Below are 16,538 nucleotides of genomic sequence, written 5' to 3' on the forward strand. Positions count from 1 at the left end.
CGCGAGCAGATCCCGGCCCGGGTCGTTCGCCGCCCGCGCTCCCCATCCAGCCCCGATCCGCGGCCGCGCGCCATCCCTGGCGCGCTCGCACGACACCCCCGCCGTCGTTACCGCATCGCCGATCGGGAAGCGCGCAACACGCTGCCGTCGGCCACCATCCGCACCGCCACGGCGACTTCCCCGTCCATCGCACGATCGCGGTCGAGGAAGGCGATGCGCTGGCGGATCGCCGCATGCGCGGCCGAAACCGCCCGGCCGGGCCGGTAGGCCTCGGCCTGCGCCAGTTCGGCGCGCAAGCCGTCGACTTCGGCGACGAAAGCGGCGCGATCGGGCGCATCGGGCAACGGGCCGCCCTGCACTTTCGCCGCGAACGCCTCCGCGTCGGCGCGGTCGGCCAGGTCGCGTGCGGCGTTGATCATGTCGCGGCGCAGGTCCAGCGCCTGTGCGGCGGTGTACAGCTCCAGGCCCAGCACCTTGCCCAGGTCGTCGGCCATCGCCAGCACGTGGCGCGCTTCGTTGGCGCCCATCGACACATGGTCTTCGGCGTTCGCGCTGGTCGGGATCGAATACACCGAGGCCGGCATCGCCCGGCTGGAGAGATCATTGACGATCGCCGCGGCGGTGTACTGCACGATCATGTGCCCGCTCTCGGTACCGTCCTCGTTGCCGATCAGGAACGCCGGCAGGCCGTCGTTGGTGGACGGATCCACCAGCTTGTTGAGGCGGCGCTCGCTGATCGAGGCCAGCACCGGGATCGCGGCCTTGACGTAGCTCATCGCCAGCGCCAGCGGCATGCCGTGGAAATGGCCGGCCGAGATCACCTGCTCCTCCACGTGCTCGGCCTGCTTGTCGGGGAACACCAGCGGGTTGTCGGTGACCGCGTTGAGTTCGACGTCGAGCACGCGCTTGGCCTGCTCCAGCGCATCGCGCACCGCGCCGTGCACCTGCGGGATGCAGCGCAGCGAGTAGCTGTCCTGCGGCTGGTGCTTCTTGCCGCCGCGGAACGGACGGAAGCGCGCATAGAACTTCTCGCGGCCGTGGCGCTGGCCGAACGGCACCCAGTCCCAGCCGATGTCGAAGTTCAGCGCCTGCGCGGCCGGCGTGTCCCAGCTGGCGGGCAGCCATTGGCGGAAGCGCGGCACCAGGTGGTACGGGATATCGGCGAGGGTGGAACCGGCGAGCAGGTTGCGCAGGTTCTGCGCGGTCTGCACCTGGCCCGGGTGCGGGCGCAACGCATGCACTTCCGGCGCGAACGCGCCCAGGCGGCCGGCGAAGGCATCGATCGTCATCGCCGCGGCCAGGTCGGCGGTATCGAGCAGGTCGTCCAGCTTCTGCACCGCCAGCACGCCGGTCGCCAGCATCTGCGCAGTGCCGTTGTTCAGCGCCAGACCTTCCTTGTACGACAGCGAGACCGGCTGCAGGCCCTTGCGCTTCAGCGCTTCGCCGCCGGCCATGCGTTCGCCATCGACGAAGGCCTCGCCGCCGCCGAGCAGGACGATGGCGAGATGCGACAGCGGCGCCAGGTCGCCGGATGCGCCGACCGAACCCAATTGCGGCACCACCGGCACGATCCCGGCATTGAGCATCGCCGCCAGCGATTCCAGGGTCTGCACGCGGATGCCGGAATGCCCGCGCAACAGGGTATTGATGCGGATGCACAGCATCGCCCGCACCACTTCGGGCGCGAACGGTTCGCCGACGCAGACCGCGTGGGTGACGATCAGGTTGTCCTGCAGCTCGATGTGCGGCGAGCGCCCGGACTTCGCCGCGCCCGGCAATTCATCGCGCAGCGGATGCGCGCCGAGCAGCTTGTCGGCATTGCTGCCGAAGCCGGTGGAGACGCCGTAGATCGGCTCCTGGCGCTCGACCTGCGCGGCGAGGAAATCCGCCGCGCGGGCCACGCGCAGCAGCGCGCCCGCATCGAGTTCCACCCGCGCCCCGCGCGCGACCTCGACCAGCTGCGCGCGGGTCAGCGACACGCCATCCAGTTTCACTGTCGTGTTCATGCCAGCGCCCCCTCGCGCAATTCGCGCGCCTGCAGCAGCGCGTCGGCCAATTGGTTGTCCGCCACCTCGAACTGCTGGCCGCGGCGCAGGTCCTTCACCGCGACCACGCCGCGGGCGGCCTCGTCCCCGCCGCGCATGGCGACGAAACGGATCCCGGCCTTGTCGGCGTACTGCAACTGCTTCGCGAGCTTGCGCGGTTCCAGTTGGGTTTCGACGTTGAGGCCGGCCGCACGCAAGCGCTGCGACATCGCCAGCGCGGCGTCGAGCCCGGCATCGTCCATCAGCGCCACCAGCACGTCGACCGAACTGTCCGCGGCGCCGACCAGCCCCGCCTCGCGCAGCTGGTAGAACAGCCGGGTCAGGCCGATGGAAATGCCGACGCCCGGCAACTTCGACTTGCTGTAGTGGCTGGCCAGGTTGTCGTAGCGGCCGCCGGAGCAGATCGAGCCGATCTGCGGGTAGGCATCGAGCGTGGTCTCGTACACCACGCCGGTGTAGTAATCGAGGCCGCGCGCGATCGACAGGTTCAGCGCATAGCGCGCTTCGCCGACGCCCAGCGCCTTCAGCTGCGCCAGGATCGCGCGCAGTTCGTCGCGGCCCTCCTCGAACAGCGGCGTGCCGGCGCCCAACCCGGCGAGCTTGGCCAGCGCGTCCTCGTGGCCGCGCGAACGCACCCGCGAGAACGCCATCAGCTTGTCGATGGCGTCGGCCGCGAGCCCGAAGCCCTCGCCCGCCAGCGTCGCCCGCACCGCGTCCTCGCCGCGCTTGTCGAGCTTGTCGAGTTCGCGCAGCACCAGCATCTGCCGCTCGCCCTCGATCCCCACACCCTCGAAATAGCCGCGCAACAGCTTGCGGTGGTTGAGCTGGATGGTGAACTCGCCGATGCAAAGGCGCTCGAACACCGCCGCGATCACCGCCGGAATCTCGGCGTCGAAGCGCGGCGACAGCGCGTCCTTGCCGATCACGTCGATGTCGCACTGGTAGAACTCGCGGAAACGGCCGCGCTGGGCGCGCTCGCCGCGGTACACGCGCTGCATCTGGTAGCGGCGGAACGGGAATGCCAGTTCGTGCTCGTGCTCGGCCACATAGCGCGCCAGCGGCACGGTCAGGTCGAAGCGCAGGGCCAATTCCGGCAGGCCTTCGCCGCCCTTCTCCAGCGCCCCGGTCGACTGCACGAAGTACACCTGCCGCTCGGTCTCGCCGCCGGACTTGGTCAGCAGCACCTCGGACAGTTCCATCACCGGGGTCTCCACCGGCAGGAAGCCGAAACGCTCGAAGCTCTGGCGGATCGTGTCCAGCATGCGCTGGAACGCGACCTGGTCGCGGGGCAGCAGCTCCATGACCCCGGGCGGGGTGCGTGGCTTGATCAAGGCGGCGGGCTCCGGCGCGGGGAAGCCCGCAAGTGTAGCGTTTCGGCCATTTGCGGGCCCGGTCGCGACGCCATGACGCGATGGGGTCTTGCCTCGGACCGGGGCTAGTCACTACAATGCGCGGCTACACCGTCGGGGTGTAGCTCAGTCTGGTAGAGCGCTACGTTCGGGACGTAGAGGTCGCAGGTTCGAATCCTGTCTCCCCGACCAATTTCAAGGTGTGACGACGAAACCGCCCGCATGGCGGTTTTTTTGTGGCCGCGCTCCGGGCCGGCCAGCCGTCGGGCCGGCGCCAGTGCGCCGCCGGGAAACGCTTCGGGCGCGTTTCCATGCCGCGCGGACGGGCGTGGCGCTGTCCACATCCGGCGTCGTTCCCCGTTGCTACCAGTACGTCCCTTGCCCCAGGTGCCGCGTGGCGGTAGCAAATCAACACCCTGCGGCCGAGTCGACGCGCCGGGCGTACAACCCGTCGGTCCTGCGGCAGCTGGCATTGCGGGTGATCCTGCCGATGGCGCTGGTGGCGCTGCTGCTGTTCGGCCTGCTGGCCTGGGAGACCGCGCGCCTGCTGCCGCCGGGCAGCGCGGGATTCGTCGCCGCGATGTGGCGGATCGGGGGCTTGCTGCTGGTCGGCCTGGCCCTGGTGACGGCGTCCGGCTGGCTGGTCGCTGCGCGCGCGGTGCATCCGATCGCCGAACTGACCGAGGCGATCGAGCGCATCGGCCATGGCGAACAGGTACGCCTGCAGATCGACCGCGGCGAGATCCTCGGCCGCCTGCAGCGTGGCGTGAACGAGGCCTCGCAGGCGCTGGCGCGGTCGCGCAACCGGATGGAAAGCGAACTGGGCCGCACCGCGGTGGAACTGGCCGACAAGAACGCCAAGCTGGAAGCCGCCAGCCAGTCGCGCGCGCGCTTCCTGGCCGCCGCCAGCCACGACCTGCGCCAGCCGCTTTACGCGCTGACCCTGTTCTCCTCGGCGCTGCGCGCGGGCGAAACCGATCCCTCCAAGCTCACCCGCGTGCTCCACATCGAGGAATGCGTGGCCTCGCTGGACCACCTGTTCTCGGAACTGCTGGACCTGTCGCGGCTGGAGACCGGCGCGGTGCATGCGGCGATGGCCGACGTGCGCCTGGACGAGGTGTTCGACGACGTCAGCCGCAATTTCCGCATGCTGGCCGAATCGCGCGGGCTGCGCCTGATCGTGCGCAAGACCGACGCCTGGGTGCGCGCCGACCGCACCATGCTCACCCGCATCCTCAACAACCTGGTCAGCAACGCGCTGCGCTACACCGACGAGGGCGGCGTGCTGGTCGGGGTGCGCCACCAGCAGTCCGGGCAAGTGCGCATCGACATCTGGGATACCGGCCACGGCATCGCGCCCGAGCACCAGCAACGCGTGTTCGAGGAGTTCTACCAGGTGTCGCACGAACACGCGCACCCGGGCGAACGCCAGCGCGGCCTGGGCCTGGGCCTGGCCACCGTGCGCAAGCTGGCGGAACTGCTGGACTGCCGGATCGCGCTCGCATCCACGCCGCACCGGGGCACCCTGGTCTCGCTGGCGCTCGCGCCCGGCACCCCGTCGCCGCAGGCGCAGGCGATGGACGCGATGGACGCGCCGCTGGACGTCAGCGGCCTGCGCGTGCTGGTGGTGGACGACGAAGTCAGCATCCTCGAGGGCCTGCGCGCCCTGCTCGCGGAATGGGGCTGCGAGATCCGCGCCGCGGAGAACGAAGCCGCCGCGCTGGCCGCGGTGGCCGGCTGGACGCAGGCGCCCGACCTGGTGATCAGCGACCTGCGCCTGCGCGAGGGCCGCAGCGGGGTGGACGTGTTGCGCGCGGTGGCGCGCCACTACCAGCAGGATCCGCAGCGCCCGGGCTTCGCGCGCCTGCTTGTCACCGGCGAAACCCGCAGCGACCGCATCGGCGAGATCGCCGCCAGCCGCATCCCGGTGCTGTTCAAGCCGGTGTCCCCGCAGAAATTGCGCGAAGCGATGCTCGCCGCGGTGTTCGCCGCGCGCGCGCACCACGAATGACCAACCCAGCAGGATGCCCATGCCCGATTCCTTCGCTTACGACGTCCTCGAATATCCCTCGCACGTGCATCCGCAGATGCACCCGTCGCGACTGGCGGCGATCGCGCGCCTGCACGGCATCGCCGCCGCATCGCCAACGGATTGCCGCCTGCTGGAAGTCGGCTGCGGCGACGGCCTGCAGCTGGTCACGCTGGCGATGGCCTATCCGCGCAGCCGCTTCGTGGGCGTGGACATGTCGCAGGCGGCGATCGCGCGCGGCGAGGCGATCCGCGCACGGCTGGGCCTGGACAACCTGCAACTGGTCGCGGCGGACCTGCTGGAATGGAACGCGGGACCGGTGCCGTACGACTACATCGTCGCGCACGGGTTCTACTCCTGGGTGCCGGACTTCGTCCGTGAACGCCTGCTGGCCTTGTGCAACCAGGCGATGGCGCCCGCCGGCATCGCCTACGTCAGCTACAACGCCCTGCCCGGTTGCCATATCCGGCGCATGGTCTGGGAGATGATGAAATTCCACGCGCGCGACATCGACGATCCGCGCGGCAAGATCGAGCACGCGCAAGGATTCCTCGCCTGGCTGGGGCACGACGCGCTCCCCTCCAAGCTGGTCTATGGCGAAGTCGTCCGCCACGAGGCGCGCGAACTGCTCAGTCGCACCGATTCCTCGGTGCTGTTCCACGACGACATGGCCGCGATCAACCAGCCCTTCCTGTTCTCCGAATTCGCGGCGCAGGCACGACGGCACGGCCTGGCCTACCTCGCCGAGGCCGATTATTTCGAGATGAACGACAAGGTGCTGGAGTCGGCGGAGGCGCGCGAACGGCTGTCCACACTCGCCGGCGACGCCCCCCTGCTCAAGGAACAGTACCTGGACTTCCTCAAGGGCCGCCGTTTCCGCCAGACCCTGCTCTGCCATGAACGCATCCCGGTGCAGCGCGACCCATCGATGCCCGCGGCACTGGAGATGGATGTCGTCGCCCAATTGCGCGCGGAAATCCCCGAAGGCACCGCACCGGACCTTGCCGCCGGGGTCGCCATCCGTTTCTCGAATGCCGATGGCGCGGCATTGGTCATCGACCATCCGGTGGCGAAGGCGGCGCTGACACTGGTCGGCGAGGCCTTCCCGGGCCCGGTCGCGGCGGCCGAGTTGCTGCAATCCGCGCGCAAGCTCTGCGCGAGCGATGCGGCGGTCGACGACGATGCCGCGGTGCTCGCGCACACCCTGACCGCCGCCTTCCAGATGGGCCTGCTGCTGCTGCATTGCGACGCCCCGCGCTTCGCGACACAGGCGGGCGAACACCCGCGCACCAGCGCGCTGGCGCAACTGCAACTGGACACCGGCACCGACCTCGTCACCAGCCTGCGGCCGTCGATGGTGCGCCTGGACAGCCGGCTGGCGTTGGAACTGGTGCGCCTGCTCGACGGCAAGCGCGACCGCACCGCCATCCTGCACGACCTGTCGCAGCGCATGGCCGCATTGCCGATGCCGGATGACGCCGGCGGCGAAACCTTCCAGCCGGTGGAATGGTGGCAGCAGCAACTGGCGGGGAAGCTGGAGGACGGCCTGCAGCAGACCGCGCGGATGGCCCTGCTGGCCGAGGAATGAAGCGGCGCGCGGGTGCGCCTCAACGCACCACGTAGGTCTGCGTGTTGAGTTGCAGGACGGCGTCGAACTGCACTTTCTCGTCGTCTTCGCCGAGCTCCATCAGCGCTTCGATGCGGAAACGCAGGGCGCGATCCAGTTCGCGTTGCGGTTCCAGCTGCACGCGCACGCGCGACAGGCGCGACTCGTGCAAGCCGATCGCCTGTTCCAGCGAGCGCCGGATGCGGTCGCGATCCTGCGGGCTGAGCAGGCTGTACGAGGAAAAATCGAGGATGCCGAAGGTCAGCGACGAGGCGCGGCATTCCTTGAAAGTGTCGGGAATCAGGCGCGCGCCTTCCGAGCGTGTGTTGAGCAGGTGCTCGAGGTCGCGCGAGACGCTGTTGCGCACGTCCAGCACCGAGATCCGCTTGCCGGCGTCTTCCGGCAGCGGCGCATCCACCAGGCGATCCATCAGGCTGCGCATGCGGTGCCTGCCTCCGGGCCGTCAATGCGAATGCCCGCCCCGGACTGGCCGGGACGGGCACGCGCGGGACGCGAAATCACGCGGCCTTGTTCTTCGAGATGTTGTAGGACGCCGCCACCGAACCTTCCAGCGAACCGTCGGCCTTCTGCGGCTTGTAGTCGATCTTGATGTCGGTGGAACGCAGCGAGACCGCGTCCAGCGGGATCGAGCTGTCGCCCGAGTGGCCGCCCACCTGGTAGGAGCTCACCATCACGTCGGTGAGGGTGATGGTCAGGTACTCGATCTGCCCGGCCTTGCCGCCGGCCTTGCGCGCGGTGAGCACCGCCTTCTTGATGTGCTCGCCGGTGGCGGCCGCCTTGAACAGCAGCGGGCTGGCCTTGTCCATCTGCTTGTTGAACATCAGGTCGGAGAACGAAGCCTTGCCGGTACCGCCGCCGCCGCCGGTGCCGACGTTGCTGCTGTTGGTCACGCCCCAGGAGAAGGAATGGATCTCGATCTTCTCCTTGTGCTTGTCGTCCTGCGATTCGCCCTTGATGCCTTCGATCTCGAGCAGGTAATCGGTTGCCATTTGGGTATCTCCTGGTTTGAAGGTGGGAAATCTGAAGATGGGAAACAGGAATCAGCAAGCCGCAGCGGTTGCGGGCGTCAGCGCGCGGACTTGGGCAGTTCGGCCACCAGCCGCAACGACACGCTGAGTTCGTCCAGCTGGTAGTGCGGGCGCAGGAAGGCGACTGACTTGTAGGCGCCGGGCTTGCCCGGGACCTCCGTGACCTCGATCTTGGCTTCGCGCAACGGGTATTGCGCCTTCATTTCCTGCGATGCGTTGTCGTCCAGCAGCACGTACTGCGAGATCCAGTTGTTGAGGAACAGTTCGACGCTGGACTTGCTGGCGAAGCTGCCGATCTTGTCGCGCATCATCGACTTCAGGTAGTGCGCGATGCGGCTGACCGCGAAGATGTACTGCAGCTGCGAGGACAGGCGCGCGTTCGCGTTGGCGGCGTCGGTGTTGTACTCCTTGGCCTTCTGCGCGGACTGGGTGGAGAAGAACGCCGCGTAGTCGGTGCCCTTGCAGTGCACCAGCGGGATCAGGCCGAGGTCGGCGAGTTCCTTCTCGCGGCGGTCGGTGATCGCGATCTCGGTCGGGCACTTCAGCGCGACCTCGCCGTCGTCGGTGGCGAAGGTATGGGTGGGCAGGCCCTCGACCAGGCCGCCGCCCTCGACGCCGCGGATCGCCGCGCACCAGCCGTACTTGGCGAAGGCGTCGGTGACCTTGGTGCCCAGCGCGTAGGCCGCGTTCATCCACAGGTACTTGCCGTGCTCGGTGCCGTCGGTGCGTTCGACGAAGTTGAACGCCTCGACCGGATCGGTGTCCGGCCCGTACGGCAGGCGGCCGAGCACGTGCGGCATCGCCAGGCCGACGTAGCGCGAATCCTCGGATGCGCGGAAGCTCTTCCACTTCGCGTATTCGACGGTGTCGAAGATCTTGGCCAGGTCGCGAGGGCCGGACAACTCGGTGAAGTCGTCGAAGCCCAGCAGCTCAGGCGAGGCCGCGCTCAGGAACGGCGCATGCGCCGCGGCGGCGACGTGCGAGATTTCCTCGACCAGGTACATGTCCTCGGGATGGCGGCCGAACTCGAAGTCGCCGATCAGGGTCGCGAACGGCGCACCGCCGAAGGTGCCGTATTCCTCTTCGTAGATCTTCTTGAACAACGTGCTCTGGTCGAAATCCGAAGCCGCCTTGAAATCCTTGACCAGTTCCTTCTTGGTCGTGTTCAGCACCTTGATCTTCAGGCCGGTGCTGGTCTCGGAATTGTCGACCAGGTACTTCAGGCCGCGCCAGCTGCCTTCCAGTTGCTGGAATTCCGGCGCGTGCATCACCGCCGACAACTGCTCGGAGAGCACGCGGTCGATCTCGGCGATGCGCGCGTCGATCGCGGTGATCGCGTCCTTCGACACGGTCATGGCGCCATCGCTGACCTGCGCCACCAGCTCGGCGATCAGGTCGCGCGCACGGGTGCGTTCGCTGTCGGAGCGGGCGATCTTGCTCTGGGTCAGGATCTGGTCGAGCAGTCCGCCTTCGGCGGCTTCGGCAGTGGCGGCGCCCGCCGCCTGGGTTTCGGTATTGGCCATGATGTTCGCTCGCTCTCGTGTCGTCGTGGTCTGCAGGTCAGGCGCGGATCGCGTGCCGGGTCATTCGTCGGACTTCGGCCCGACTTCCTTGCTCAATTGGGCGATCTTGTCGGTGTTCTGCAGGACCTCGTTCAACAGGTCCTCGAACTTGTCGTTGCCGGCGGCCTTGTTGCGCAGGTCGGCCAGCTTCTGGCGGGCTTCCAGCAGCTTGCGCAGCGGGTCGATCTGGTTGACCACGCGTTCCGGCGAGAAGTCCTCCAGGCTGCGGAAGTTCAGTTCGACGCCGAGCTTGGAGCCGTCGTCGGCCAGCTTGTTGTCGACCTGCATCTGCACCCGCGGCTTCATGCCCTTGAGCACGTCGTCGTAGTTGTCCTTGTCGACGTTGACGAACTTGCGGTCCTTCAGCTTGCCCAGCGGTTCCGCCGGCTGGCCGCTGAAGTTGCCGACCACGCCGGCGACGAAGGGCAGTTCCTTCTTCTCGATGGCATCGCCGACTTCGACGTCGTAGGTGAGCTGCACGCGCGGGGCGCGTACGCGGTCGAGCTTGTGCTGGGTGCTTTCCTTCTTGGCCATGACGATCCCCGTGCGCGTGGTGTTGGGTGGGTGTTGCCTGTCGATTGGAACGGCGGCGCGTGGCGAACGCGGCCTCCGCTGATCATGGAAACGAGTCTAGGAAGCGCGGGCGGCCGGCAAAATCCGCCGGACGGCCAGAAATGGGCATATGCCATTCGACCTGAGCGTCGGCATGGCCGCGGCGAGCGCGAGTTTGCGTGCTGCGGCCATGTCAGTACGACGGCGGCAGGCCGACCCGTTCGCGGATCGAGGACAAGGTGCTTTCGTCGCGGATGAGCTCGGCCAGGAACTGCTCCAGCGGCATGTTGGCCCAGGCCACCGCCCGCTCCAGCAGATAGGCCACCGGGCTGTGCGGTTCGGTGCGGCGGAAGAAGGCGGCGATGTCGTTCAGCGCCCGCAGCGCCGCTTCCTTGGAGGCCAGGCTGCCCCCATTCAGGTCGAGCGAGGCACCGCCGCCACCCGCACCGCCCGACACGACGGCACCGCTCCCGTCCGACGCCGCTTCGTCGGCGATCACGGCCACGCCCAGGCCCTTCGCCGCGGCGACCTTGGCATACACCTGCTGGATCTTCTTCAATGCATCGTCGATCGCGGCCAGGTTCGGTGCCTCGCGGCCAAGGCGTTCGTCGGCCTTGGCGGAAAAACGGGCGAAGGCATCGCGCGCGGCTTGCACCTGGTCGATGCGTTCGCGCACGGTCGCCTCGGAGGTGGACTGGATGCGGCTGTCGTAGGTCTCGCCGTTGATCCGGTTCTCGTCCAGCGCGGCCTGGTAGGCCTCCGCGTTCTGCCGACCTAGGTTGTCCACCTCGCGCGAATCGATCCAGCCGGCCAGGGTCAGCGCGGCCTGCGGGTCGTCGTTGAGCATCATCGACTGCAACGCGCGGCTGCCGTAGGTGGCGAACCAGGCCAGCTTGCTGGCGCGCTCCTCCAGATCGCCATCGTCGGCGCGCGGGTACAGGCCGTCCCAGTACTGGTCGAGCAGGCCATGCAGCAGGTCGAAGCCGTCGCGCGCGCCCTCCAGTCCATGCCGCGCGATCGCCGCCTCGCCCAGCCACACCGCCGCCTGCAGGTCCTTGCTGGTGCGCAGGAGGATGTCCTCGGCCAGGCTCTGCGCCTCGCGCCAGTCGGCCACCTTCAGCTCGGTCTGCCATTCGCCCTGGGCAAGCCCCGGATCGTCCGCGCGGCGGGCCTCGCGGATGCGGTCGAACTGGTCGGAAAAGCTGGCATCGCTGCCGGCCGGATCGCCGCCGGGGATCGGGGCGAGGAGTTCGTTGACGTCGATGGCCATGGCGCGGCTCCGCTGGTTCGTGGTCTGTGGTTATCGGGGCGACGGGATCATTCGAGGATCACGTTCGGCACCTCGGCGCGCGCGGTGCTCGCGCCGAGGTACTGCTTCATCTGGTCGGACAGTTCGACCTGCAGGAACACGCGGGCGCTGCGGAACTTCGCTTCGCCGAGCTTCTGCCGCAATTCGCCCCACTGCGCCGGGGTGTAGCTGCCGCGGAAGTCCTCGACGCCGAACGCGTGCGCGCCGCCGGCGAATTCCTCGATCAATTTCGCGAAGCCCTCCGCCCCCTCGTAGATGCGGGTCAGGCTGATCGGCGCGGCCGGCGCTTCGGCCGGGTGCATCTCGCTGGTGGCCGGGTCGAATTCCTGGGTCGCCGCGGCCTCTTCGTCCGCCGGCGGCACGAAGTTGATCTGGATGCTCGCGGTCAGGCAGCTGGACGGCGACCAGAACACCTTGGCGGTGGCGTCGGCCAGCGACGCGCCGGCGGAACTGGCGCGGAAGGTGCGCTGGCTGCATTCCACCTGGAACACGGTGCCGCCCTCGGCTTCGTCGAGCGCACCGAGCTCGCTCGGCCGGGTCAGGGTGAAGCTGCCGGCCAGGAACGGCGGGCCGTTGTCGAGCACCGGCAGGAACTTGCGCTCCGAGGCCACCATCGACTGATAGGCGGGCGTGAGCGGCATGGTCACCCCGCCCACCTTCACCGGCATGCGCTCCTTCTCGGTGATGAACGGCTTCAGCCAGTCGTTGACGAACGCGCCGAGCTTGCCCTGCGGGCCGTACAACGCCTCGACCTGCTGTTCCTGCGGCAACGCCGCCAGCGGCTTCACCACGCTTTCGCGCCAGCGCTCCTGAACGTATTCGCCGGCGCGGTGCACGGTCAGGAACAGCAGCAGCTTCGACGGCCCCTGCACCACCGACCAGGCCGCGAAATCGTCGCCCTTGAATTCGGTGGCGTACTGCTCGCCGGGCTTGTCCACCGCATCGATCAGCGCCGTGTATTCGCTGGCCGGCGGCTTGTCGGCCTTGCCCTTGCTGGCGAACAGGTCGGACGCGATCTGGTACACGTCCTCGCCCGTGCCTTCGGCCTGCAGGCGCAGGTAGGCGCGGGCGAAATCGGCATCCTCGCCGGCCAGCACCTTCGCCTGGGTGTCGTGCATCGCCAGCAGCCACGGCGGCGGCGGGATCTTCTCGCCGCCGAACTTGAACGAATCCGCGAGGAAGCGCCCGAACGGCCGCCACGAGGACAGCCAGTTCGATTTCATCTGCACCCAGGTCGCCGCCCAGCGCGACGAGAACGGCCAGTCGAGCGGCAGTTCATACAAATCGCGCTGGGCTGCATGAAAAAAACGTTCGTAGGGGTTCTGCTTGCCGGCCGCACGCGCCAGCAGGTCGCCGTAGTGGCCGCGCCACAGGCCGATGCCGTCGCCGAAGCGCGCCTGGAACTTCGACCAGCCGGCGAAGTAGTCGCGGAAATAGGCGTTGCGCAAGTCGTCGATGCGCGCCTGCTTGTCCGGCGCCTGCTCGCCCAGGGTCGCCAGCATCGGCTGCACGACGCCGTCCCAGGCATCCTTGGTATAGGCCTGCGAGATCGCCGCGGTTTCGCCGCCGTCGGTGCCGACCACCGCGTTCTCGGGCAGCCAGTAGGTGCCGAGGTCCCTGCCCTTGTCGCGCGCGTCGGCCCACTTCTTCAGGTCGGCGGCGTTCGGCGTGTAGCCGGCCAGCAGCTTGGTCAGCAGGCCCTGGAGCCGGGCGTGTTCGTCATCCAGTACGTTTTTTTTTTGCCAGCGCAGGTAGCCGAGGTAGGTGGCGAAGATGTCCGCGGCGTTCTCGCGGTCGCGGCCGGTGTCGTTGCCGGGGCTGCGGAACGGCGCGAACAGCCGCGCGCGCGGGTCGAAACTCACGTTGTTCGGCAACTCGCGCTCGCGGCACTTCACGTCGCAGCCTTCCTCCAGCAGGCGCAGGCGCTGGGTGATCGCCAGCACGTGCTCGATCCCGGCGCGATGCTGCTGGATGTCCGCGGCCAGCATCTGGTCCTCGGGGCGAGGATCAGGTTGTTGAAGTCCTCGATCACCCGCTGCTTCATGTCGCGGATCTGGCTGTCGGCCTTGCGGATGCCGAAGCTCAGCCACTTGTTGCTGGCCTCGGCCTCCAGTTTCTCGATGGTGCGGCCGCAGCCGGCCACCCATTCGATGCGCCCGCCGGAGGTGCGGTCGGCGACCTCGGCGCAGGCGGCCTGGGTCTGCGCCAGCAGGGTGCTGTCGTCGCCGCTGGCCTTCGACAGGCTGTAGGCGATCGAGGCCGACAAGCCGAGCATCGCCAGCACGCCGACGCCGGCCATCGCCATGCGTCCCGCATTGCCGCGGAAGCTGGTGCCCGCCAGCGGCTGGTCGCTGGGCAGGAAGCGGGTGAACAGGTCGGCGACGAAGGCGCCCCCGCGATGCGCGGCGTCCGCGCCGCCGGCGAAGTACAGGCCGCGCCAGCGCGGGGTGCGCTGGAACGGGTTGTCCTCCAGCATCAGGGTGACGAACAGCGACAGTCCTTGCTGCGCCTGGCGCAGCGATTCGACGAAGTCGAACACCGCGCGGCGCTGGGTCGGCGTGGCCTGCGCGCGCAACGCGGTCATGCGCAAGGCGTGCAGGCGGTCCTCGATCGGCTTGAGGATGTCGTCGATGCGCCCGCTGCTGGCGGCGCTGACCACCTCGTTGTCGGCGAAGCGATGGCCCAGCGCCTGCGCGAAGGCCTCGGCCGGCAGCGTCGCGCGCAGCTGGGCATAGCCCGGCAGGCGCTCCAGCCCGCTGACCACGAAGTACACCGGCATCTGCACCTGCAGGTGTTCCATCGCTTCGTCCACCAACCGGCGCAGGCGCGTCGCGGTGGTCTTCAGCGCATCCGCCGGGCCGAGCAGGGTCTGCGCGGCGACCGCCACCACGATCCCGTTGAGCGGCAGCTTCTCGCGCTCGTCGGCGAGCTTCATCAGCGCCTGGTACCACAGGCCGCGATCCAGCCGCGCATTGGTGTCGGCGACCACCCGCGGGTGCATCTCGATGGCGATCATCGATTTGTGGAACCACCAACGCCAGACCTCGTCCGCATCCATCGCCGGCTTGTCCGATGCGGGGAACGGCGACACCTCGCTGCCGGCGCGCAGCAGGCCGTCGACATTGGCATCGGCATCGCCGACGAACAGCAGCCACGGGATGCGGTACAGCGGGTTGCGGCCCTTGTCCATCTCCGGCGAGCGCGCGATGGTGCGCTTGGCCTCGGCGATGGCGGCGGTCATCTTCTGCAATGGCTCGCGCTCGTCTTCCGCGGCACCCGGGCCGAGGTCGCCGATGCGCTTGCGGGTGCGGCCCTTCAGCGAGGCCTTGCGCTGGCCGGCGGTGAACCACCACAGCACCACCAGCGCGACCAGGCAGATCGCCAATACCTGCCAGAAGCGCATCGGCACCATCGGGATCAGGGCCAGCCCGAGGAAGACCAGGCCCACCACCACCACCAGCAGCACCAGGGTCACCACGATCCGGCGCAGCCACGGCTTCTTCGCCGTGTCCGAGCCTTGCTGGTAGAGATAGCCGATCCGCGAGAAGACCGAACCGATGCCCGAGAACAGGCGTTCCACGAAGTCCAGCGGGTTCACTGTGCGGGCTCCTCTGCCGGTGCTTCGGTGGTGTCGTCGACGGCTTGCTGCGCGTCGTCCGCCGGCGCCGCGCCGACCCCGCAGGCGACCAGCGCCGCCTGCTTGTCGGCGCCTTCCGCCGGCTCGGTCTGCATGAACAGGTAGGCGGCGGCGAGCTTGGCGTTGCCGCGGTTGGCGTCCAGCATCCGCCGCAGCTTCGGCAGGTAGTCCTTGGCCGATTCCGCTTCCGGCAATGGATCCGCGTACAACGGCGTGGGCGAGCTGATCACGGTGATCAGTTCCTGGCCCAGCGGCGGGCAGACCACCCAGCCGCGGCCTTCCTCGCCGATGGTCAGCTGTTCGCTGCCGCCGATGATGCGGCCGGATTCCGATTCCTGCGGGTGCGGGAAGATGTGCGCCACGTCGCCGGTCACCGTGTAGTAGTCGACGTACAGGTAGCCGTCGTAGTTCGGTTCGGTGACCTTGACCGTGATCTTCTCGCCCTCGATGAAGCGCTCGGAGTGGCCGGTGAACGGCGTCACCGTCAGGCCGTACTGGCCGTCGTCGTTGCGCGCCTTGTAGGCCTTGAGGATCTCGACCACCTCGCAATGCGGCCAGATCCGGTGCTCGACCTGCACATCCGCGGACTTCACGCCCTGCACGCCGAGCACGCGCTGCTTGACCGCGGCGATGTCGTCCGCGCGCGAAACGTAGCCGGTCACCTTGACCGAGCCTTCGCCCTCGTCGACGCTGGCCTCCAGCGCCGAGCACGGGAACGCCGCCAGCTCCTTCTGCACCGGCGCCAGGATCGACGGCTTCGGATTGAGCAGGATGTACGCGAGGTAGAGCAGCGGGATCAGCAACGCGACCAGCGCGCCGATGCGCAGCAGCATGCGGTCCCACTGCCGCGGGTACTTCGGCCCGGAGGGATCGGCCACGCCGTAGGGCTGCGGGGTGATCTTCTCCTCGCGCAGGGTGTGGATCGGCGCGGGCGCGACCGGCAGCTGGCGGCCGTGCAGCTCCTTGAGCTTGCCGAGTTCGCCGGTGTCGCCGTTCTCGTAGTAGTACTGGCCGACGAAGCCGCACAGCAGCGCGTGGTAGTAGACCTCGCGCACCTCGTCCTGGTCCTGGCGCAGGCTCGACAGGTGCTGGAAGAATTCGTTGCCGGCGTTGTTGGTGTTGAACATCGTGACCTGCAGCGGGACGCTGCCGGTCAGGTAGGCCGGGTTGCGCGCCATGATCTCGTCGATCCACGCCGCCACCGCGAATGCGCCGGCATCGGCCTGCTCCGGGCGCTTGCCGTCCGCCTGCGCCGCCGCCTTGGCGCGGTCGATCAGTTCGCGCGCGCGCGCGGTGACCGCGGCCGCGGCTTCGCTGGCCTGGCCGGCGGTGACCTTCTCGTCCAGCGCCAGGCCGAACGTGAACACCGGGAGGAAGTGGTGCAGGAGTCGGGCCATGCG

At 68.6% G+C, this 16,538-nt stretch carries 12 protein-coding genes and 1 tRNA gene; 3 read left to right on the forward strand and 10 right to left on the reverse strand.

Going from position 1 to position 16,538, the window contains the following annotated elements; genetic code table 11:
- Positions 1 to 107: 107 nt before the first annotated feature.
- Together FHQ07_RS02410 and hisS are read right to left on the reverse strand one after the other, a co-directional pair.
- Positions 108 to 2,006: an HAL/PAL/TAL family ammonia-lyase gene (locus FHQ07_RS02410; RefSeq protein WP_139715179.1), complete on the reverse strand. Its 1,899-nt coding sequence runs from the start codon at positions 2,004 to 2,006 to the stop codon at positions 108 to 110.
- Positions 2,003 to 3,376: a histidine--tRNA ligase gene (hisS, locus tag FHQ07_RS02415; RefSeq protein ID WP_139715180.1), complete on the reverse strand. Its 1,374-nt coding sequence runs from the start codon at positions 3,374 to 3,376 to the stop codon at positions 2,003 to 2,005. Before hisS ends, FHQ07_RS02410 begins: the two co-directional genes overlap by 4 nt.
- 133 nt (positions 3,377 to 3,509) lie before the next feature.
- Here hisS and FHQ07_RS02420 point away from each other — a divergent pair.
- The 3 genes from FHQ07_RS02420 to FHQ07_RS02430 all read left to right on the forward strand — a co-directional run bounded on the left by FHQ07_RS02420 (position 3,510) and on the right by FHQ07_RS02430 (position 7,011).
- Positions 3,510 to 3,586 (forward strand) — tRNA-Pro (locus FHQ07_RS02420).
- Positions 3,587 to 3,788: 202 nt separating this feature from the next.
- Positions 3,789 to 5,405 (forward strand): ATP-binding response regulator, encoded by a 1,617-nt coding sequence (locus tag FHQ07_RS02425; RefSeq protein ID WP_139715181.1) that lies wholly within the window; start codon positions 3,789 to 3,791, stop codon positions 5,403 to 5,405.
- Between the two features lie 19 nt (positions 5,406 to 5,424).
- A complete protein-coding gene (locus FHQ07_RS02430) occupies positions 5,425 to 7,011 on the forward strand; it encodes a class I SAM-dependent methyltransferase (protein ID WP_168191448.1) in 1,587 nt (528 codons plus the stop codon).
- Positions 7,012 to 7,030: 19 nt separating this feature from the next.
- Here the strand turns inward: FHQ07_RS02430 and tssE are convergent, their stop codons facing one another.
- The 8 genes from tssE to FHQ07_RS02470 form a co-directional block, all read right to left on the reverse strand.
- Positions 7,031 to 7,471: a type VI secretion system baseplate subunit TssE gene (tssE, locus tag FHQ07_RS02435; RefSeq protein ID WP_139715183.1), complete on the reverse strand. Its 441-nt coding sequence runs from the start codon at positions 7,469 to 7,471 to the stop codon at positions 7,031 to 7,033.
- A gap of 76 nt (positions 7,472 to 7,547) precedes the next feature.
- Positions 7,548 to 8,039 (reverse strand): Hcp family type VI secretion system effector, encoded by a 492-nt coding sequence (locus tag FHQ07_RS02440; protein WP_139715184.1) that lies wholly within the window; start codon positions 8,037 to 8,039, stop codon positions 7,548 to 7,550.
- Between the two features lie 77 nt (positions 8,040 to 8,116).
- Entirely contained in the window at positions 8,117 to 9,601 is a 1,485-nt protein-coding gene (gene tssC, locus FHQ07_RS02445; RefSeq protein WP_139715185.1) for a type VI secretion system contractile sheath large subunit, read from the reverse strand.
- A 60-nt stretch (positions 9,602 to 9,661) separates the two neighbouring features.
- Positions 9,662 to 10,174, reverse strand: coding sequence for a type VI secretion system contractile sheath small subunit (gene tssB / locus FHQ07_RS02450; protein WP_139715186.1), 513 nt, complete (start codon positions 10,172 to 10,174; stop codon positions 9,662 to 9,664).
- 211 nt (positions 10,175 to 10,385) lie between these two features.
- The gene (tssA, locus tag FHQ07_RS02455; protein ID WP_139715187.1) at positions 10,386 to 11,462 is read right to left on the reverse strand and encodes a type VI secretion system protein TssA; all 1,077 of its coding nucleotides are present in this window, start codon (positions 11,460 to 11,462) and stop codon (positions 10,386 to 10,388) included.
- A gap of 47 nt (positions 11,463 to 11,509) precedes the next feature.
- Positions 11,510 to 13,489 (reverse strand): type VI secretion system membrane subunit TssM, encoded by a 1,980-nt coding sequence (locus FHQ07_RS02460; protein ID WP_139715188.1) that lies wholly within the window; start codon positions 13,487 to 13,489, stop codon positions 11,510 to 11,512.
- Positions 13,393 to 15,099 (reverse strand): type VI secretion system protein, encoded by a 1,707-nt coding sequence (locus FHQ07_RS02465; protein ID WP_139715189.1) that lies wholly within the window; start codon positions 15,097 to 15,099, stop codon positions 13,393 to 13,395. Before FHQ07_RS02465 ends, FHQ07_RS02460 begins: the two co-directional genes overlap by 97 nt.
- The gene (locus tag FHQ07_RS02470) at positions 15,096 to 16,535 is read right to left on the reverse strand and encodes a DotU family type IV/VI secretion system protein (RefSeq protein WP_139715190.1); all 1,440 of its coding nucleotides are present in this window, start codon (positions 16,533 to 16,535) and stop codon (positions 15,096 to 15,098) included. Before FHQ07_RS02470 ends, FHQ07_RS02465 begins: the two co-directional genes overlap by 4 nt.
- Between the last annotated feature and the right edge of the window lie 3 nt (positions 16,536 to 16,538).

Origin of the sequence: Thermomonas aquatica (genome assembly GCF_006337105.1) — a bacterium.
In the GTDB taxonomy this organism is placed as follows: domain Bacteria; phylum Pseudomonadota; class Gammaproteobacteria; order Xanthomonadales; family Xanthomonadaceae; genus Thermomonas; species Thermomonas aquatica.